At 64.9% G+C, this 17,686-nt stretch carries 19 protein-coding genes; 9 read left to right on the plus strand and 10 right to left on the minus strand.

The annotated features are described in order from the left end of the window. Window positions 1-119: 119 nt before the first annotated feature. A complete protein-coding gene (locus WA950_RS06745) occupies window positions 120-1,061 on the plus strand; it encodes a nucleoside hydrolase (protein WP_424550917.1) in 942 nt (313 codons plus the stop codon). Then, complete coding sequence (locus WA950_RS06750) at window positions 1,061-1,420, plus strand: hypothetical protein (protein WP_424550918.1); 360 nt, start codon at window positions 1,061-1,063, stop codon at window positions 1,418-1,420. The genes WA950_RS06745 and WA950_RS06750 overlap by 1 nt, the downstream gene beginning before the upstream one ends. Before the next feature lie 59 nt (window positions 1,421-1,479). Here the strand turns inward: WA950_RS06750 and WA950_RS06755 are convergent, their stop codons facing one another. The 3 genes from WA950_RS06755 to WA950_RS06765 all read right to left on the minus strand — a co-directional run bounded on the left by WA950_RS06755 (window position 1,480) and on the right by WA950_RS06765 (window position 6,236). Next, window positions 1,480-3,807, minus strand: a complete 2,328-nt coding sequence (locus WA950_RS06755) for a methyl-accepting chemotaxis protein (RefSeq protein WP_424550919.1) — start codon at window positions 3,805-3,807, stop codon at window positions 1,480-1,482. Window positions 3,808-4,098: 291 nt separating this feature from the next. Continuing rightward, window positions 4,099-4,998, minus strand: a complete 900-nt coding sequence (locus tag WA950_RS06760) for a ribokinase (protein ID WP_424550920.1) — start codon at window positions 4,996-4,998, stop codon at window positions 4,099-4,101. A 44-nt stretch (window positions 4,999-5,042) separates the two neighbouring features. Continuing rightward, entirely contained in the window at window positions 5,043-6,236 is a 1,194-nt protein-coding gene (locus tag WA950_RS06765; protein ID WP_424550921.1) for a DNA recombination protein RmuC, read from the minus strand. A 112-nt stretch (window positions 6,237-6,348) separates the two neighbouring features. Here WA950_RS06765 and def point away from each other — a divergent pair, with 112 nt between their 5' ends. Genes def through truA form a run of 3 tightly spaced genes read left to right on the plus strand, consistent with a single transcriptional unit; the run spans window position 6,349 to window position 8,624 of the window. Beyond that, entirely contained in the window at window positions 6,349-6,873 is a 525-nt protein-coding gene (gene def / locus WA950_RS06770; RefSeq protein WP_424550922.1) for a peptide deformylase, read from the plus strand. A 39-nt stretch (window positions 6,874-6,912) separates the two neighbouring features. Further along, complete coding sequence (fmt, locus tag WA950_RS06775; protein ID WP_424550923.1) at window positions 6,913-7,857, plus strand: methionyl-tRNA formyltransferase; 945 nt, start codon at window positions 6,913-6,915, stop codon at window positions 7,855-7,857. Continuing rightward, window positions 7,857-8,624 carry a tRNA pseudouridine(38-40) synthase TruA gene (gene truA / locus WA950_RS06780; protein WP_424550924.1) on the plus strand — a complete coding sequence of 256 codons (768 nt, stop codon included), beginning with the start codon at window positions 7,857-7,859 and terminating at the stop codon, window positions 8,622-8,624. Before fmt ends, truA begins: the two co-directional genes overlap by 1 nt. A 17-nt stretch (window positions 8,625-8,641) precedes the next feature. Here truA and WA950_RS06785 read toward each other — a convergent pair whose 3' ends face one another. The 4 genes from WA950_RS06785 to dapD form a co-directional block, all read right to left on the minus strand. Then, window positions 8,642-9,238, minus strand: a complete 597-nt coding sequence (locus tag WA950_RS06785) for a hypothetical protein (RefSeq protein ID WP_424550925.1) — start codon at window positions 9,236-9,238, stop codon at window positions 8,642-8,644. Next, entirely contained in the window at window positions 9,225-10,418 is a 1,194-nt protein-coding gene (dapE, locus tag WA950_RS06790; protein WP_424550926.1) for a succinyl-diaminopimelate desuccinylase, read from the minus strand. The genes WA950_RS06785 and dapE overlap by 14 nt, the downstream gene beginning before the upstream one ends. An 89-nt stretch (window positions 10,419-10,507) precedes the next feature. Beyond that, a complete protein-coding gene (locus WA950_RS06795; protein WP_424550927.1) occupies window positions 10,508-10,894 on the minus strand; it encodes a DUF805 domain-containing protein in 387 nt (128 codons plus the stop codon). Between the two features lie 3 nt (window positions 10,895-10,897). Then, window positions 10,898-11,755: a 2,3,4,5-tetrahydropyridine-2,6-dicarboxylate N-succinyltransferase gene (gene dapD / locus WA950_RS06800; RefSeq protein WP_424550928.1), complete on the minus strand. Its 858-nt coding sequence runs from the start codon at window positions 11,753-11,755 to the stop codon at window positions 10,898-10,900. Between the two features lie 175 nt (window positions 11,756-11,930). Between dapD and WA950_RS06805 the strand changes: the two genes are divergently transcribed. The 3 genes from WA950_RS06805 (at window position 11,931) to yihA (ending at window position 14,585) form a co-directional block, all read left to right on the plus strand. Next, window positions 11,931-12,824, plus strand: coding sequence for an LOG family protein (locus WA950_RS06805; RefSeq protein ID WP_424550929.1), 894 nt, complete (start codon window positions 11,931-11,933; stop codon window positions 12,822-12,824). A 143-nt stretch (window positions 12,825-12,967) separates the two neighbouring features. After that, complete coding sequence (locus WA950_RS06810; RefSeq protein WP_424550930.1) at window positions 12,968-13,879, plus strand: DMT family transporter; 912 nt, start codon at window positions 12,968-12,970, stop codon at window positions 13,877-13,879. A 52-nt stretch (window positions 13,880-13,931) separates the two neighbouring features. Beyond that, on the plus strand, window positions 13,932-14,585 hold the full coding sequence (gene yihA, locus WA950_RS06815; RefSeq protein WP_424550931.1) for a ribosome biogenesis GTP-binding protein YihA/YsxC: 654 nt from the start codon (window positions 13,932-13,934) through the stop codon (window positions 14,583-14,585). Between the two features lie 56 nt (window positions 14,586-14,641). On the opposite strand, the gene WA950_RS06820 is transcribed toward yihA, so the two are convergent. The 3 genes from WA950_RS06820 to WA950_RS06830 all read right to left on the minus strand — a co-directional run bounded on the left by WA950_RS06820 (window position 14,642) and on the right by WA950_RS06830 (window position 16,663). Continuing rightward, complete coding sequence (locus tag WA950_RS06820; RefSeq protein ID WP_424550932.1) at window positions 14,642-15,199, minus strand: fasciclin domain-containing protein; 558 nt, start codon at window positions 15,197-15,199, stop codon at window positions 14,642-14,644. A gap of 190 nt (window positions 15,200-15,389) precedes the next feature. Further along, window positions 15,390-16,127 carry an anti-sigma factor gene (locus tag WA950_RS06825; RefSeq protein ID WP_424550933.1) on the minus strand — a complete coding sequence of 246 codons (738 nt, stop codon included), beginning with the start codon at window positions 16,125-16,127 and terminating at the stop codon, window positions 15,390-15,392. Further along, window positions 16,124-16,663, minus strand: a complete 540-nt coding sequence (locus WA950_RS06830; RefSeq protein ID WP_424550934.1) for a sigma-70 family RNA polymerase sigma factor — start codon at window positions 16,661-16,663, stop codon at window positions 16,124-16,126. Before WA950_RS06830 ends, WA950_RS06825 begins: the two co-directional genes overlap by 4 nt. A gap of 128 nt (window positions 16,664-16,791) precedes the next feature. Here WA950_RS06830 and argB point away from each other — a divergent pair, with 128 nt between their 5' ends. Continuing rightward, complete coding sequence (gene argB, locus WA950_RS06835) at window positions 16,792-17,679, plus strand: acetylglutamate kinase (RefSeq protein ID WP_424550935.1); 888 nt, start codon at window positions 16,792-16,794, stop codon at window positions 17,677-17,679. The last annotated feature ends 7 nt before the right edge of the window (window positions 17,680-17,686 follow it).

Raw genomic sequence — 17,686 nt, forward strand, 5'->3', positions numbered from 1 at the left:
TATGGTGATTGCCGGTCCGTGACGCAAGACGCTTGCGAAAGGCGATCCGGCAAATATAGTCGCCGCTTCGCCCGCGAAGCGCGGGCCAAGCGCATGAGATGCAGAGGAACGGAAAAGGCATGTCTGAGCCACGGAAAATCATCATCGACACGGATCCCGGCCAGGACGATGCCGCCGCGATCATGCTGGCGCTCGGCAGCCCCGAACTCGACGTTCTCGGCATCACCACCGTCGCCGGCAACGTGCCGTTGTCGCGGACCTCTACCAACGCCCGCATCATCCTGGAGTTCTGTTCCCGGCCCGACGTGAGGGTCTTTGCCGGCGCCGACAAGCCGATATCCCGCCCGCTCGTCACCGCCGAGCACGTGCACGGCAAGACCGGCCTCGACGGGCCGGAACTGCATGAGCCGAAGATGCCGCTTGAGGAGCAGCACGCCGTCGACTTCATCATCGATACGCTGAAGCGCGAGCCGTCAGGCACGGTGACGCTCTGCACGCTCGGTCCGCTGACGAACATCGCGACCGCCCTTCACAAGGCGCCGGAAATCGCCGGCCGCGTGCGTGAGCTGGTCATGATGGGGGGCGGCTTCTTCGAGGGGGGCAACATCACCCCGGCTGCCGAGTTCAACATCTATGTCGATCCCGAAGCGGCGGCGGCCGTCTTCCGGTCCGGCATCCCGATCGTCATGATGCCGCTCGACGTCACCCACAAGGTGCTGACGCTGAAGAGCCGCGTTGCGAAACTGCGCGAGATCGGCAGCCGCCCCGCCATCGCCCTTGTCGAGATGCTCGATTTCTTCGAGCGCTTCGATATCGAGAAATACGGCTCCGACGGCGGCCCGCTGCACGATCCGACGGTTATCGCCTACCTTCTGAAGCCCGAGCTTTTCTCCGGCCGCGCCTGCAATGTCGAGGTCGAGACCGCTTCGCCGCTCACGGCGGGCATGACGGTGGTCGACTGGTGGCAGGTTACGGGGCGCAAGCACAATGCGCTCGTTATGAAGGACGTCGATGCCGACGGCTTTTTCGCGCTGCTTGCCGAGCGCGTCGGCCGTCTGTGATGCGTGGGCTGCGCAACGCTGCACCGGGCGCGGAGGGGCGTTTCCACAAGGAGATGATCGGCCTCTATGACCGCTTTGCCGAACTGGGCTTCCGCCCGGTCCTGCTGCGGCGTTGCGTGCTTCTCAATGGCGGTGTGGCGGCGGCCCGCGAACTCGTCTTCAAGCCGGGTACGACGGGCCTCGAACGGCTGCTCGACGCCGGCAAGCCGGAACTCTCCATGGAGGCGCTGATGCTGCGCCCGGAATACCGGGGCTTCTTTTCCGAACTGGAATTGAAAGAAGCCTCGCAGCGGCTGGCAAGCGCCACCCGCTCGCGCTCCCGCGGGCGGCTTCAGCCGCAGCCGACGGAGCGCAAATAGCGTCTTGAGAACGAGAAAGGCCGGCGGTGACGCCGGCCTTTCTGTTTGTCGGGATGTGCTCAGAACTCTTCCCAGTCGTCCTGCGCCAGCGCCGTGTTGCCGACAACCCTCGGCATGGCGCGGGCCGTTGCGCGCGGCGGCTGATAGGCGGCGCGTTGCGGCTGCGGGCGGGTCGCCTGCTGCGCCGGCTGGACCGCCGTGGCGGAGGCGCCGGCGCGGAAGCGGGCAACGAGCGATTTCAGCGTCTGGGCCTCCTCGTTCAGCGCCATGCTGGCAGCGGTGGTCTCTTCCACCATCGCCGCATTTTGCTGGGTCACCTGGTCCATCTGGTTGACGGCCGAGTTGATTTCCTTGAGGCCGACGGCCTGCTCGGAAGCCGAACCGGAAATCTGGCGGATGAGGCCGTTGATCTCGATGACCTGCTCGGCGATGTTTTCCAGCGTGTCGCCAGCCTTGCCGACGAGGTCGACGCCCTCGCGTACCTGCACCTCGGAGGTGTTGATCAGCGTCTTGATTTCCTTGGCCGCATTGGCCGAACGCTGGGCAAGCTCGCGCACTTCCTGGGCGACGACGGCAAAGCCCTTGCCGGCTTCGCCGGCGCGTGCTGCTTCCACACCGGCATTGAGCGCCAGGAGGTTGGTCTGGAAGGCAATGTCGTCGATCACGCCGATGATGTTGGAGATCTCGCGCGACGAGTGCTCGATGCCGTGCATGGCGGCTATGGCCTTCTGCACGACCGCGCCGGACTTGCTGGCATCGTCGCTGGCCGCTTCCACGGACTTGGCGGCGACGCGGGCGTTCTCCGCGCTGGAATTGACCTGCGAGGTGAGCTGGTCGAGGGCGGCTGCGGTCTCTTCCAGGCTGGCGGCCTGCTGCTCGGTGCGGTGCGACAGGTCGGCCGCGCCCTTGGAGATTTCGCCGGTTCCACCGCCGATGTTGCCGACGGAGGCGTTGACCGTCTGAATCGTCTCTTCGAGGCTGGCGATCGCCGAATTGAAGTCGGTCTTCAGCTTGCCGTACTCGCCAGGGAAGTCGCCGGAGAGACGGAAGGTCAGGTTGCCGGACGAAAGCTGGGCGAGGGCGTCGCCGAGACGGGCCACGATATCGCGCTGGAGAGCATTCGCTTCGGCGCGCTCGGCCTCCGAGCGGCCACGCTCGGCTTCGGTAAGCTGGCGCTGGTTGTCGGCTTCGGCTTCAAGGCGCTTTGTGTCGGCGAGCTGGTGGCGGAAGCCTTCGAGGGCTTTGGCGACCGAACCGGTCTCGTCCGAACGGTCCTGCCCGGACACCGGCTGGGTATACTCGCCGTTGCTGAGCACCGCGACGTCGGCGACGAGGCCGGCGAGCGGCTTCTGCACGAACAGACGGACGGAGAAGTAGAGGCCGGCGAGCACCGTGCCGAGGACGATCAGGCCAACGAGGATCATCATGCTGGTCTGGTCGTTGACCGGGGCGTTGATTGCGGCGCGCGGCACGTCGACCAGCACGACCCAGGTCGTGTCGATATCCGGCAGCGCGAAGGGATAGACGACGCGATCGAAGGCGGCGAGTTCGTTGTAGGTGAGGTCTTCGATGAGGCCGGCCTTGCCCGTAGCAAGGGCTTCCTTGACGACTTCGTGGCCCTGGCCGTCATATTCCTTCATGAGAAGATCGACGGTCGGAGCAACGATCCACTTGCCGCTCTGCGACAGCAGCATGACGCGGCCTTCGCCGAACGGCTTCAGCTGGCTGAGCTTGTTGTAGAGCGTGTTCAGCGAGATATCGATGCCGGTGACGCCGATATGCTTGCCGCCCGACATCACGGGATAGGAGATCGACGCCATGGTGATGCTTTCGCCGGTCGAATCGTCCGCATAGGGCTGGCTCATGGCACCCTTGCCGCGGGTCGCGGCGAGCTTGTACCACTCGGCATCGTATTCGGATTCGAAGGTAGACAGCACGATCGAGCTGTCCTTCCGCTTCGTCCAGTACGCATTGAACGAACCGTCCTTGGCCGTACCGGTGTCCAGCTGCGCGGGCATTTCACGCGACTTGCCGTCGAAGGCGTTCGGCTCTTCGGCAAACCACGCGCCGAGCGCGAAGCTGTTCTTTTCGGCATTCGCCTTGACGATATCGACGACTGTCTTGCGGTCGAAATGCCCACCGGAATGGCCCTGCTCGATCACGCCCGCCATGGAGCGCGTCGCGCTTGCCAGCTGGCCGATATCGGTTGCGATGTCAGCGGCGATCGCATGCGCCTCGCTGTTCGCCTCGGAATAGACGAGTTCGGCGACGCGGCGCTGGGTCTGATCGATAAGAACGGTGTTGGAGGCGAGCAATACCAGGGCGATCGTGCCGCCGGTAACTGCGATGAGCTTCGTCGCAAGCGACTTGGCCAGGAACTTGAACATGAAATCCTCATGATGAAAGACGCCCGCGACACCAGGCCGCGAAGGAACACATTCGTTTTTTGGGGGAAGTCTCCATCATGGAGCGCGAGGCGCGTGATCTGCGCCCGAGACGGTTCACGCCCTTGACGGCCGCAATGTCTGAGGATGTGAGTAGCCGGTAAAATATTAATAAATAGCCAAATTTCGCCTGCCTCTTATAGGCTTAACCGGCTGAAGTATCAGGCGTCGCGGCCAATGCGACGCCTGGATTGCCGTTTGCAAAATCGTGCTGACGCAACGGTTGTGCGGGCGCTAGATCTCGGCTTCCACGGCGGAGGAGAAGGGAATGGACGGCTGCGCGCCCGGCTTGAGGCAGGCGAGCGAGCCGGCGACGGCCGCGCGGCGCAATGCATCCTTGAAGCCAAATCCGGCATCGAGCGAGGCGGCGAGATAGCCGCAGAACGTGTCGCCCGCGCCGACCGTGTCGATGGGCTCGATCACGAGGCCGGCAGCGCGATAAAGCTCGTTCTTGCGGATGGCGACGACGCCATCGGCGCCGAGCGTCACGATGATCGTCTGTCCGCTCTCGGCGTGGAGCGCGCGCATGCTCGCCTCGCGCGCCTCGTCCGAAAGCTCGCCTTTGCCGATGAAGAGGTCGAACTCCGTCTCGTTGGCGACAAGGATATCCGCCTTGGCGCCGAGGCGCTTCGCCTCCGCGCTGAACGGTGCGATGTTGGCGAAGGAGATGACGCCCTTTTGCCGGGCGCTGACAAGCGCGGCCTCGATGGCGTCGTTGGGGACTTCGAACTGCAGCATCAGATAGTCACCGCGCGACATGGAGCTGACCGTGCGCTTGGCGTCTTCCTCGGTGACGGTGCCGTTGGCGCCCGGCACCACGACGATGACGTTCTCGCCGTCGTTGTCGACGAGGATATGCGCCGTGCCCGTTGCCTCGGCCGCGGAGCGTACGCCGTTGAGATCGACAGCGGCATCGGCGAGCAGGGCCAGCGCCTGGCTCCCCAGCCTGTCGTCGCCGACGGCGCCGGCCATGCGCACGATCGCGCCGGCGCGGCGGGCGGCCAGCGCCTGGTTGGCGCCCTTGCCGCCAGCGGCCGTGGTAAAGCTGCTGCCCATCACCGTTTCACCCGGCTTCGGCAGGCGTTCAGACGTTGCGATGAGGTCCATGTTGATGGAACCGAAAACCGTGATCATGAGAGCTGCCCCTTATCGTTTCCGTCGGACACTGCCCGAGGCGGTCAGTCCTCGTCAACTACCCTCAGCCGCAACGGGCCGGTCCGGCTGTCGACGGTCTTTTCCGCGGGCTGGGAAAGGGCCGCGACGGCCTCGAATTCCAGCTCGCCGATACGTGCGCCCCGCCGCGCAAGCTTCTCGGTTGACGTGAGAATCAGGTCTACATCCTTCTGCGCGGAGGTGAAGTGGCCATGCAGTTTGCGCACCCGGTCGTCGAGCCGCGTCAAATCGTCCATCAGCCGTGCGACCTCTCCCTGGATGACATGCGCCTGCTCGCGCATGCGCTGATCCTTGAGGAGCGCCTGGAGCACCTGGACCGAAAGCATGAGCAGAGACGGCGAGACGATGACGATTCGCGCGCGGTGGGCACGCTGCACGACGCCTTCGAAATTCTCGTGGATGCTGGCGAAGATCGATTCCGACGGCACGAAGAGGAAGGCCGTGTCCTGCGTCTCGCCCGCCAGAAGATACTTCTCGGCGATATCGCGGATGTGGGTCTCCATGTCGCGGCGGAACTGCTGGGCGGCGAGCTTGGCGGCGTCCGGCGCGCGTCCGTCCGACATCGCGTTCCATGCCTCCAGCGGGAATTTCGCATCGACGACGAGCGGCGGCTGGCCGTTCGGCATGCGGATCGTGCAGTCCGGCCGCACGCCGCTGGAAAGCTGCGCCTGAAACTGGTAGGCGCCGTGCGGCAGGGCGTCGGCGATGATCGTCTCCATGCGCGACTGGCCGAAGGCGCCGCGCGTCTGCTTGTTGGACAGGATCGCCTGCAGGCCGACCACGTCCTTGGCAAGCGACTGGATGTTGGTCTGCGCCGTGTCGATGACCGCAAGCCGTTCCTGCAGTCGCCGGAGGTTTTCGTGGGTCGAGCGCGTCTGCTCGGAAATCGACTGGCCGAGCCGCTGCGTCAGGCCGTCGAGCCGCGCATTGATAGCCTGGTTGGTCTCCGATTGTTTCGCGCCGAAGACCTCCGCCATGGCGCCGACCCGCCCTTGCATCTCGGTCTGCGCCCTGATGAGTTCGGCAAAGCGCAGCTCCGCCATTGCCGCCGCTTCGCGCTGGCGCGCATGGCTGCGGCGGGCCGAGAGGAGGCCGAAGACGGCGAGAAGCGCCGCCGCGAGCAGCAGCAACGCCGGTCCCGGGCCACCGAGCCGGGCAAGAAGGGTCGATAGAAGCGTGTCGAGAGTCGGATCGATCATGCCGCGACCATAACACGGAATGTGACGGAAACCAGATCATAACGTGAACAAGTCGCGCAAGTGGCCCGCGAAGCCGATTGAAAGCGAAAAAAAACCGCGCTAAGGGAGGCTCATGACCATCAAGCCGCTGATTATCCTTCCCGATCCGATCCTCCGCGAGGTCTCGAAGCCCATCGAGACCATGGACAGCGAGGTGAGGAAGCTTGCCGACGACATGCTGGAGACGATGTACGATGCGCCCGGCATCGGCCTCGCCGCCATCCAGATCGGCGTTGCCCGTCGCATGCTGGTGCTGGACGTGTCGAAGGACGGCGAGGAGAAGGCGCCGCTCGTCTTCATCAATCCGGAAGTGGTGAGCGCCTCGGAGACGCGATCGGTCTATGAGGAAGGCTGCCTGTCGATCCCGGATTATTATGCCGAGGTCGAGCGCCCGGCGGTCATCACCGTCAAGCACCTCGACCGCGATGGCAAGGAACGGCTGACGGAGGCCGACGGCCTGCTGGCGACCTGCCTGCAGCACGAGATCGATCACCTCAACGGCGTGCTGTTCATCGACCATATTTCCAAGCTGAAGCGCGAGATGGTGATCCGCAAGTTCACCAAGGCGGCCAAGCTGCGCGGCAGCAAGGCGCTCTGAGACGGCAACCGCCGTTTCCATACTCACGGAGGCTGATTGATGGCCCTTCGCATCATATTCATGGGCACGCCGGATTTCTCCGTTCCGACGCTGGAGGCGCTGGCCGAGGCCGGCCACGAGATCGTCGCCGTCTATTCACAGCCGCCGCGTCCTGCGGGCCGCCGTGGCCTGGAACTGGTAAAGTCGCCGGTTCATCAGGCGGCCGAACGGCTTGGCATTCCCGTCCACACGCCAGTCAATTTCCGCGAGGAAGCCGATCGCGCGGCCTTCCGCGCCCTCGATGCGGATGTGGCGGTCGTCGTCGCCTATGGCCTCCTGTTGCCGGAGGCGATCCTTTCGGGCACCCGTCTCGGCTGCTACAACGGCCACGCCTCGCTGCTGCCGCGCTGGCGCGGCGCCGCGCCCATCCAGCGCGCGATCATGGCCGGCGATAGCGAAACCGGCATGATGGTCATGAAAATGGACAAGGGGCTCGACACCGGCCCGGTCGCGCTCACCCGCCGCGTGGCGATAAGCGAGACCATGACCGCCGGTGAGCTGCACGATGCGCTGATGCGGGCAGGCGGTCCACTGATGGCCGAGGCCATGGCGAAGCTCGAAGCAGGCGACCTGCCGTTGACGCCGCAGGTGCAGGAGGGCGTGCTCTACGCCGCCAAGATCGACAAGGCCGAAACCCGCATCGATTTTTCCCGTCCCGCCGAGGACGTGCACAACCATATCCGCGGCCTCTCGCCGTTCCCCGGCGCATGGTTCGAGCTGACGGTTGCCGGCAAGCCGGAGCGGGTGAAGGTGCTGGCCAGCGCGCGCGGGGGCGAAACCACCGCAAAGCCCGCCGGAACGGTTCTCGACGACCTTTTGACCATCGCCTGCGGCGACGGCGGCGCAGTGCGGCTCGTCCGCTTGCAGAAGGCCGGCGGCAAGCCGCTCGATGCGGCCGATTTCCTGCGCGGAACGCCGGTTCCGGCCGGCGGGGTCCTCGTCTGATGCCGCGCTATCGCCTTCGCATCGAATATGACGGAACGCCCTATGTCGGCTGGCAGCGGCAGGACAATGGCCATTCTGTGCAGGGCGCCATCGAGGCGGCGATCCTCTCGCTGACGGGCGAGACCGTTTCCATCCGTGGTGCAGGGCGCACGGATTCGGGCGTGCACGCCATGGGGCAGGTCGCCCATGCCGACCTTTCGCGGACCTGGGCGGGGCACACGCTGCGCAACGCGCTCAATGCGCATCTGGGCATGGCCCGCGAGCGCGTCGCGATCCTCGACGCGGCCGAAGTCCCGGACGATTTCGACGCCCGCTTTTCCGCGGTGAAGCGACACTATCTCTATCGCATCATCTCGCGCCGCGCCCCTTTGGCGCTGGAGGCGAACCGCGCCTGGTTCGTGGCAAGGGACCTCGACCACGAGGCCATGCATGCGGCTGGCCAGGTTCTGGTCGGCAGGCACGATTTCACGACGTTTCGTGCCGCCCAGTGCCAGGCGAACAGCCCGGTGCGCACCATCGACCGGCTGGAGGTGACGCGCAGCGGGGAACTGATCGAGATGCGCGTCTCGGCGCAGAGCTTCCTGCACAACCAGATCCGCTCCTTCGCCGGAACGCTGAAACTGGCGGGCGAAGGCAAGTGGACGGTGGACGACGTTCGCACGGCGCTCGAAGCGCGCGACCGCAAGGCTTGCGGCCCCGTCGCGCCGCCGGACGGTCTGTATTTCATGGCTGTGGACTACCCGGGCACTTCCGGCGAAATCGCGTAGCAGCTTCGAAAACTGCGTCAGCTCGGCAGCGTGCCGAGGATGCCTTGCAATTCCTGCCCGACGATCATCGGCGGCAGCACGAAGATTGCCGTGATGGCGGCGGCGAGCAGCGATTGCTTGCCGACGCACATCCAGACGAGGCGAAACTGCAGGACGACGCTCGCGCCGAAGACGGCGTAGAGCAGCAGGCCGGCAAAGGGCGCGCTCGCCGGCAGCACGAGGGTCAGCGCGAAGGGGATGGCCGCCGCATAGGAAAAGGGCACGGCGATCCAGTTGCTCGCGGTCACGACCGTGGCGAGATATTTGCCGTAGCCGAGCGGGCGCGCCAGCATCGCGAGCAGCACGAGCGGCAGCAGCCAGCCGGCGACATCGATCACCAGCAGCTTGACGAAGAAATTGACGCCGGCCGGCGTCTGCGCCGGCATGCTGGCGAGATAGTAGAGCCGCCAGGATGCCCAGATGACGGCAAAAGCGGGCAGGCACCAGACGAATGCCCAGAACGAGCGGGCAAGACCGCGCGCCGTCAGGTCAAGCCAGCCGAACCCCTCCTGCTTCTGTTTCAGGAGCAGGTAGATGCCTTTGAGATAGTAGAGGACCTCGTCAAGCCCCGGCATCGCCGAACCAGCGTTCGATGAAGGTTTCGTAGATCACGGTGAGGGTCTCGAGGTCGGCAACTGCCACCCGCTCGTCCACCATGTGCATGGTCTGGCCGACGAGTCCGAACTCCACCACCGGGCAGTAGTCCTTGATGTAGCGCGCATCGGAGGTGCCGCCCGTCGTCGACAGTTTCGGCGCCCGGCCGATGGCGGCCTCGATAGCGCCTGATAGCGAGGCGATCAACTGGTTGTCGCGGGTCAGGAAGACATGGCTCGGCCGCTCGGCCCAGGTGATGTCGTAGCGCAGGGCAGGGCGGCCCGGCCGCAGCTTCTCGTCGCCAGCCGCCGCATCGAGCCGGCGCACGATCTCGGCCATGACCGTCTCGGCCGTCCAGGCGTCATTGAACCGGATGTTGAAGCGGGCGGTTGCCCGCGCCGGCACGACATTGGTGGCCGGATTGCCGACGTCGATGGTCGTCACTTCGAGGTTCGAGGGCTGGAAGTCCTCAGTGCCTGCGTCAAAGGGCGGATGCATCAGCGCGTCCGTGAGGGCGATCACGCCGCGCACCGCATTGTCGGCAAGGTGCGGATAGGCGGCATGGCCCTGCACGCCATGCACGGTGATCGCGCCGGAGACCGAGCCACGCCGGCCGATCTTGATCATGTCGCCAAGCTGGTCCGGATTGGTCGGCTCGCCGACCAGGCAGGCATCCCAGCGTTCGCCCCGCTCGGCCGCCCATTGCAGCAGCTTGATCGTGCCGTTGACGGCCGGGCCTTCCTCGTCGCCGGTGATGAGGAAGGAGAGGGAACCCTTCGGCGGGCCGTTCTTTTCGATCTGGCGCGCGACGGCGGCGATGAAGCAGGCGATGCCGCCCTTCATGTCCACGGCGCCCCGGCCGAACATTTCGCCATCCGCGATTTCCGCGCCGAACGGCGCATGGGTCCACGCCGCCTCGTCGCCGACGGGAACGACATCCGTATGGCCGGCGAACATCAGGTGCGGCCCCTCGCTGCCGATACGGGCATAGAGGTTCTCGATATCCGGCATGCCGGGCTCGCTCGCCGTCATGCGCTCCACCGTGAAGCCCAGCGGCTCCAGCATGGCGGCAAGCGCCGTCAGCGCGCCGCCTTCGGCAGGCGTCACGGAGGGGCAGCGAATGAGCGTTGCGAGATTTTCGATCGGATTGGAAGAGGTCATGGGCATGCGATCACGGCACGAGGTGAAGGGAGAATCGAGATGTACCCGATCGTCCCCGACCTGTCACGCGGGGCCGGGGCGCGCGGTCGTCAGTCCTTGGGGCGATTGGTCAGGCGCCCGTTCTCGTTCGGGCCGTCCGTGCCCGGCCAGACCAGGAAGGCGAAAAGCGCGAAGAAGGAGATGGCCGGGATGAAGAGGCAGATGATCAGCGGCACGGGCACGTTCATGTCGTGCAACCGCTTGACCGTCAGCATGATGGAGGAAATCGTCGATACGATTGCCATGCCAACAAAGACGAAGGACCAGAAGAGGAAGGAGGGATCCTCCTTCGGCACGATGATGATGCGGGCGAGCGAGGCCGAAAGCAGCATGAGCCAGAAGCCCCAGCCGAGTGCGAAGGGCACCCGGCCGAGCCGGCCGGACCAGCCGAAGAAGAGCCAGGTGAGGCTCGGCCCCTGCTCCTCGACGGCTGCCATGGCTCAATCCCGCAGGAGTTCGTTGATGCCGGTCTTCGAGCGGGTCTGTGCGTCGACGCGCTTGACGATGACGGCGCAGTAGAGGCTCGGGGCCGTAAGGCCGTTCGGCATGGTCTTGTCTGACGGCATGGAGCCGGCCACGACGACGGAATAGGGCGGCACTTCGCCATAGGTCACTTCGCCCGTCGCGCGGTCGACGATCTTGGTCGACTTGCCGATGAAGACGCCCATGCCGAGGACCGAACCCTCGCGCACGATACAGCCCTCGACGACTTCCGAACGGGCGCCGATGAAGCAATTGTCCTCGATGATGGTCGGGCCGGCCTGCATCGGCTCCAGAACGCCGCCGATGCCGACGCCGCCGGACAGGTGCACGTTCTTGCCGATCTGCGCGCAGGAACCGACCGTCGCCCAGGTGTCGACCATCGTGCCTTCGCCGACATAGGCGCCGAGATTGACGAAGGACGGCATCAGGATGGCGTTCGGCGCGATATAGGCCGAGCGGCGTACCACGCAGTTCGGTACGGCGCGGAAGCCGGCCTTCTCGAATTCGTTGATGCTCCAGCCGTCGAACTTGGAGGGTACCTTGTCCCACCAGGCGGATTCGCCCGGGCCACCCTTGACGATTTCCATCGGGTTGAGGCGGAAGGAGAGGAGAACGGCTTTCTTGAGCCACTGGTTGACCGTCCAGTTGCCATCCTCGCCGCGCTCGGCGACGCGCACCTTGCCGGCGTCGAGCAGGTTCAGCGAGGTCTCGACGGCATCACGCACTTCGCCGCGTGTCGAGGTATTGATACCATCGCGCTCCTCGAAGGCGCGCTCGATGGTTGCGGAAAGTGTTGTGAGGTTGGAGGTGTTCATCGGAATTCCTTAAACTTCGACACTTATTCTTGATCGTCGGGATGCCGGAAGGTCGATTTCATCAATCAGCAAAATGCTCTAGAGCAAGTGCCGGGAAAGATGAAGCCCCTTTCCGGCAGATACTGTCGCACGGGCGCAATGATAATCCCGTGAGATGTGAAAGCAGGAAAGTGATATGGCGAGACTGAAGAAGAAGAACTTGCGTCGCAAGGACGGCGTTTGGGATCCCCTGGCAGACAGCGCGCAGGACAAGCACCGCGCCGCAGAAGTGCCGCAGACGCCGCAATCGGCCCATCCGGCCTACAGGCTTGCCTATGTTGACGACGATTTCCTCTGCCGCGAGGAACTGCGGCCGGTGCGCCTCCAGCTTGAGTTGCTGAAGGTCGAGATGATGCTCGCCGAGCGCGGCATCAATTCGACCGTCGTCATGTTCGGCGGCGCGCGCATTCCCGCCCCCGGGGCGGATGCCTGGGCCGCGCGCAACGAGACGCAGCGCGCCAATCTGGAAGCCGCGTCGATCTACTACGAGGAAGCGCGCAAGTTCGCCCGCATGTGCTCGCAAAAGTCGGCCGAGTTCAACCACAAGGAATATGTCGTCGTCACCGGCGGCGGCCCTGGTGTCATGGAGGCGGGCAACCGCGGCGCGGCCGATGTCGGTGCGCCGTCGATCGGCCTCAACATCGTCCTGCCGCACGAGCAGGCGCCGAACCCCTATGTGACGCCCGAGCTCAGCTTCAACTTCCACTATTTCGCGATCCGCAAGATGCATTTCCTGCTGCGCGCCAAGGCGGTCACGGTCTTCCCGGGCGGCTTCGGCACGCTGGACGAGCTGTTCGAAACGGTGACGCTGATGCAGACGGGACGCATGGCGCTGGTGCCGCTTATCCTGTTCGGCAAGGAATTCTGGCACAAGATCATCGATTTCAATGCCCTTGCCGACTTCGGCACGATCGCGCCCGGCGATGTCGAACTGATGCAGTTCGTCGAGACGGCCGACGAGGCCTGGGAGATCATCGTGAAGTTCTACGAGAAGCTGGAAGCCGAGCAGGCGCTGGCTGCGCAGGCCTGACGAAAGCCGCCCCGGCAAAATGAAGCCGGGGCGTTTTCGACTGGGCGCCGAGCGCCGCTTGCGACATCGCAGCGTCGCTGGCATGCAAGCGAAACGGGCACTTTCTTGGCATGCTCGCCAAAATCCCGTTCGTGCGAGCGCCCATGTCCGCCTCTACGCTTCCGGTCACTCCCATCCTGCCGGACAGCCGGGGACAGGGCTATGGCGCAACCCTGGTGCTCGGCTCCGCCGTCGTGTGGAGTTTCGGCGGTACTCTGGCCCGCTTCCTTCCCATCGAGGACGGCTGGACCATTGTCTTCTGGCGTTCGCTCTTCGCCGCGCTGTTCCTGCTCGGCTTCATGCTTCTGCGCGATGGACCGCGCGGTACGCTGCAACTCTTCAAGGGCATGGGGCTTGCCGGCGTTGCCGTCGGCATGTGCTTTGCCACCGCCTCCACGTCCTTCATTCTGGCGCTTGCCTATACGACGGTCGCCAATGTGGTGCTGATCCAGGCCGGCGTGCCGCTGATTGCAGCGCTGATGGCCTGGCTTTTCTTCCGCGAGACGGTTTCGGCCCATACCTGGGTCGCCATCGCGGCGGTGATCGGCGGCGTGGCCATCATGGTTTCGGAATCGCTTGGCGGCCGCGTCTCGCTGACGGGCGACGCGCTCGCCATCCTCATCGCCTTTGCCTTTGCCACCGCGACGATCATCACCCGCCGCTTCGCCCATGTGCGCATGACGCCAGCAGTCTTTCTCGGCACGGTCATGGCGGCCGGCATGGCAGCCAGCCAGGCCTCCGGCTTTGCTGTGACCGCGGTGGAACTCGGTGTCCTCGTGGTTTTCGGCGCGCTGAATTTTGGCCTCGGCCTTGCTCTCTTCGTCTCCGGCGTGCGCCTCGTCCCGTCGGCGCTGGCCGCCCTTCTCGGTACCGCAGAGACCGTGCTGGCGCCGCTGTGGGTCGCCGTTGTCCATGGCGAGATACCCGGCGCGCGGACCGTGGTTGGCGGCCTCATCGTGCTTGCAGCCCTCGTCTGCTATCTCGGCCTCGAGCTCTGGCGGCAGCGGCGCGCTTGACTTTCGCGGCCAAAACCCGGAAGCGAAGGGCCTGACAACAAAGGCCAGACTTATGACCGAGACGACGCCACCGGGCGACAAGCCGCTGTTCGGCAGGCCGTGGATCTTCATCCGCGGCGTGCCCGCCATGAAATTCCTGCCGCCGGAAGGCCCGCCGGAGGTCGCCTTTGCCGGGCGCTCGAACGTCGGAAAATCGTCGCTGATCAATGCGCTCGTCGGTCACAAGGGCCTGGCGCGGACGTCGAACACGCCCGGTCGCACGCAGGAACTCAACTATTTCGTGCCGGACGGTTTCTCGGGTGCGGAAGACGACCTGCCGCCGATGGCCCTCGTCGACATGCCCGGCTACGGCTATGCGCAGGCCCCCAAGGAACAGGTCGATACCTGGACCCGGCTCGTCTTCGATTACCTGCGCGGCCGCTCGACGCTGAAGCGCGTCTATGTGCTGGTCGACAGCCGCCACGGCATCAAGTCGAACGACGAGGAGGTCTTCGGCCTGCTCGACAAGGCGGCCGTCTCCTATCAGGTCGTGCTGACGAAGACGGACAAGATCAAGGATGCCGGCGTGCCCCGCCTGCTCGATGAAACGCGGCAGAAGCTCGCCAAGCGGCCCGCCGCCTATCCGGAAGTGATCGCCACGTCGTCGGAGAAGGGCCGCGGCCTCGACGACCTGCGCAGCGCCATCATCACCGCGATCACCCGGTAAAAAGCCGCCGGTAGAACCGGCGGCCAGGGCTTTGGAAGGTCTGCCCCCTGGTGGTGTCAGGCCTTCGGCAGCAGAACCTTGTCGATGACATGGATGACGCCGTTCGACTGCTTGACGTCGGCAACCGTCACCGTCGCGACGCCGCCCGTCTCGTCCGTCAAGGTGATCTTGTCCGCGTCCATCTTGGCCGTCAGCATGCAGCCGCCCACGGTCTTGACCGGATGCGCGCCGCCGTCGTCCTTGATCATCTTGCCGATCGCCTCGGACATGGCATCCGCGGCAACGACATGGCAGGTCAGCACCTTGACGAGCTGGTCCTTGTTTTCTGGCTTCAGCAGCGTATCGACCGTGCCTGCCGGCAGCGCCTCGAAGGCGGCGTTGGTCGGCGCGAAGACGGTGAAGGGGCCGGTGCCCGAGAGCGTCTCGACAAGGCCGGCGGCCTTCACCGCGGCGACCAGCGTCGTATGGTCCTTCGAGTTGACTGCATTCTCGACGATGGTCTTGTTTTCGTACATGGGCGCGCCGCCGACCATCGGGTTTTCGGCATGGGCGGCGAAGGCGCCGAGCGTGAGGACCGAGGCAAGAGCGGCGGTGCGGAGCGTGAAACGGATCATGATGGGTCGTCCTTCTTTTCGGCCCGCGGAATGCGGGTCCTCCCGGTTGCGATGCCCGATGGGCGATCATTGCGAGCAACGGGAGCTTGGGAAAAAGAGTTTCAGGACAGGGGGTATTTCTCGCAGGCCATTGACTGAAAAACAAAAAAAGCCGCGCAAGGCGCGGCCTTCATGCACATTGCCGGTGCGATCAGTCGAACCGGGCAGCGCCTGATGCGATGACCGGGCCGGTCGCGCTGCCGGTCGGCGAGCCGCCGAAAGGCTCGACGCTGACGGCGAGCACCGCGCCCTGAACGAGGCGGCCGCGCATCCGATCAGGTACCGCCAGCTCCCCTTCGCCGGTCTGCGGCAGCACGCCCAGCGAGACAGGCGACTTGCCGTCCTCGACAAGCCAGAGTTCGAGCGACTTTTCCTTTTCCTTGCCTGCCGCGACCGGCGTGACGCGCAGCGCCCCGTTCGCCTCGTCATAGCGAGCCACGAGATTGATCGCGGCGCCTTCACCCGCAAGGTCCGCGACCAGCCGTCCGCCACTGACGGTGCGGGGCGCAAGCAGCGCGCTCATCGAGAAGGCAAGCCCGGCGGCAACCGCCAGCGAGGCGAAGGCAAGCGCACGCCAGAGCGCCAGGGAATTCCAGAAACCGCCTGCGACATTGCCGGCAAAAGCCGCATCCGGCGGTGAGGCCGGGCCGAGGATGCGCTGCTCGATGGCGGAGAAGGCGCGCGGCGGCGGTTGCAGCGTCTCGTAGTCGTCGTTGAAGGTGGAGAGGTTTTCCTCCCAGCGGTTCACCATGGCGGCAAACTGGCGGTCCTTGGCAAGCCGCGCCTCCACCTTGCGGCGGTCTTCGGCGGAAAGTACCCCGAGCACGTATTCGCCCGCGATCACCTCGTCGCGGCGGGGGTCTCTCATCTCTTTGTCGGACGCCGTCATCGGCTCATGCACTCTCTCAGTTTCAACAGGCTTCGGCGAAGCCAGGTTCGCATCGTGTTCAGCGGCACGCCGTGGATATCGGCGAGTTCCTCATAGCTCAGGCCCTCTATATAGGCACGCCGCACGGCTGATGCCCGGTCGGGGGCCAATTCTTCCATACAGGCGTCGATCCGCCGGCCTTCCGAGCGCATGACGACAGCCTCCTCCGGCGACATCAGCGGATCGGCGATATCATAAGCCTCATCGATGTCCGTTGCCACCGGTCTTCGCGCGCGAATGACGTCGATGGAATGGTTGCGCGCGATCGCGGCGAGCCACGCCATCGGATGTACATTGCCGGCCATGTAGCGATCGGCGCGCTGCCAGATCTTCACGTAGACCTCTTGCAGGGCCTCTTCCGCCTCACCCCTGTCCCGGAGAATACGCAGGCAGATGGCGAAGAGTTTCGGGGCGCTGGCATCATAGAGCGCGGCGAAGGCCTTGCGGTCCTTCAGGCAGATGCGGCCGATAAGGTAGGAGATCTCAATGCCCGTCACACGCGGCTCCTTGCCTGTTGCCGACAACCCTAGTCTTTTTGCCGGGCCTTGCGCAATCTCGTCCGGGAATCATTCCATCGTTGGAGAACATGCGTTAAACAGGCCGCGTCCAATTCTGCGAGGCCGTCATGTCCCTATCCGAAAGCGAAACCCAAGCCCGCCTTCTCGCCCAGGCACTGCCCTTCATGCAGCGCTACGAAAACAAGACCATCGTGGTGAAATATGGCGGCCATGCCATGGGCAATGCGGAACTCGGCAAGGCCTTCGCCAGCGATATCGCGCTTTTGAAGCAGTCGGGCGTCAATCCGATCGTCGTGCATGGCGGCGGGCCGCAGATCGGCGCGATGCTGTCCAAGATGGGCATCGAATCGAAGTTCGAGGGAGGGCTTCGCGTCACCGATCGGAAGACGGTCGAGATCGTCGAGATGGTGCTGGCCGGCTCGATCAACAAGGAAATCGTCGCGCTCATCAACCAGACCGGCGAGTGGGCGATCGGCCTGTGCGGCAAGGACGGCAACATGGTCTTCGCCGAGAAGGCCAAGAAGACCGTGGTCGACCCGGACAGCAATATCGAGCGCGTTCTCGATCTCGGCTTTGTCGGTGAGGTGGTCGAGGTCGACCGCACGCTCATCGACCTGCTTGCGAAATCCGAAATGATCCCGGTCATCGCGCCGGTTGCCCCCGGCCGCGACGGCCATACCTACAACATCAATGCCGATACCTTCGCCGGCGCCATTGCCGGGGCGCTCAGCGCCACGCGCCTGCTGTTCCTGACGGACGTTCCCGGCGTGCTCGACAAAAACGGCCAGCTCATCAAGGAGCTTTCGGTCGCCGAGGCCCGTGCGCTCATCAAGGACGGCACGATTTCCGGCGGCATGATCCCGAAGGTCGAGACCTGCATCGACGCCATCAAGGCGGGCGTTCAGGGTGTCGTCATCCTCAATGGCAAGACGGCCCATTCAGTGCTGCTCGAAATCTTCACCGAGCATGGCGCGGGCACGCTGATCGTTCCCTGATCGTCGA

The sequence above is a fragment of the Shinella sp. genome (assembly GCF_049651085.1).
In the GTDB taxonomy this organism is placed as follows: domain Bacteria; phylum Pseudomonadota; class Alphaproteobacteria; order Rhizobiales; family Rhizobiaceae; genus Shinella.

Coding starts and splice junctions, on each gene's coding strand:
- WA950_RS06755 (WP_424550919.1), bottom strand. CDS start 3,807: ATGTTCAAGTTCCTGGCCAAGTCGCTTGCGACGAAGCTCATCGCAGTT.
- WA950_RS06820 (WP_424550932.1), bottom strand. CDS start 15,199: ATGATCCGTTTCACGCTCCGCACCGCCGCTCTTGCCTCGGTCCTCACG.
- fmt (WP_424550923.1), top strand. CDS start 6,913: ATGGCCCTTCGCATCATATTCATGGGCACGCCGGATTTCTCCGTTCCG.
- WA950_RS06760 (WP_424550920.1), bottom strand. CDS start 4,998: ATGATCACGGTTTTCGGTTCCATCAACATGGACCTCATCGCAACGTCT.
- WA950_RS06745 (WP_424550917.1), top strand. CDS start 120: ATGTCTGAGCCACGGAAAATCATCATCGACACGGATCCCGGCCAGGAC.
- yihA (WP_424550931.1), top strand. CDS start 13,932: ATGACCGAGACGACGCCACCGGGCGACAAGCCGCTGTTCGGCAGGCCG.
- WA950_RS06795 (WP_424550927.1), bottom strand. CDS start 10,894: ATGGCAGCCGTCGAGGAGCAGGGGCCGAGCCTCACCTGGCTCTTCTTC.
- WA950_RS06785 (WP_424550925.1), bottom strand. CDS start 9,238: ATGCCGGGGCTTGACGAGGTCCTCTACTATCTCAAAGGCATCTACCTG.
- WA950_RS06825 (WP_424550933.1), bottom strand. CDS start 16,127: ATGACGGCGTCCGACAAAGAGATGAGAGACCCCCGCCGCGACGAGGTG.
- def (WP_424550922.1), top strand. CDS start 6,349: ATGACCATCAAGCCGCTGATTATCCTTCCCGATCCGATCCTCCGCGAG.
- dapD (WP_424550928.1), bottom strand. CDS start 11,755: ATGAACACCTCCAACCTCACAACACTTTCCGCAACCATCGAGCGCGCC.
- WA950_RS06810 (WP_424550930.1), top strand. CDS start 12,968: ATGTCCGCCTCTACGCTTCCGGTCACTCCCATCCTGCCGGACAGCCGG.
- truA (WP_424550924.1), top strand. CDS start 7,857: ATGCCGCGCTATCGCCTTCGCATCGAATATGACGGAACGCCCTATGTC.
- WA950_RS06805 (WP_424550929.1), top strand. CDS start 11,931: ATGGCGAGACTGAAGAAGAAGAACTTGCGTCGCAAGGACGGCGTTTGG.
- argB (WP_424550935.1), top strand. CDS start 16,792: ATGTCCCTATCCGAAAGCGAAACCCAAGCCCGCCTTCTCGCCCAGGCA.
- dapE (WP_424550926.1), bottom strand. CDS start 10,418: ATGACCTCTTCCAATCCGATCGAAAATCTCGCAACGCTCATTCGCTGC.
- WA950_RS06765 (WP_424550921.1), bottom strand. CDS start 6,236: ATGATCGATCCGACTCTCGACACGCTTCTATCGACCCTTCTTGCCCGG.
- WA950_RS06750 (WP_424550918.1), top strand. CDS start 1,061: ATGCGTGGGCTGCGCAACGCTGCACCGGGCGCGGAGGGGCGTTTCCAC.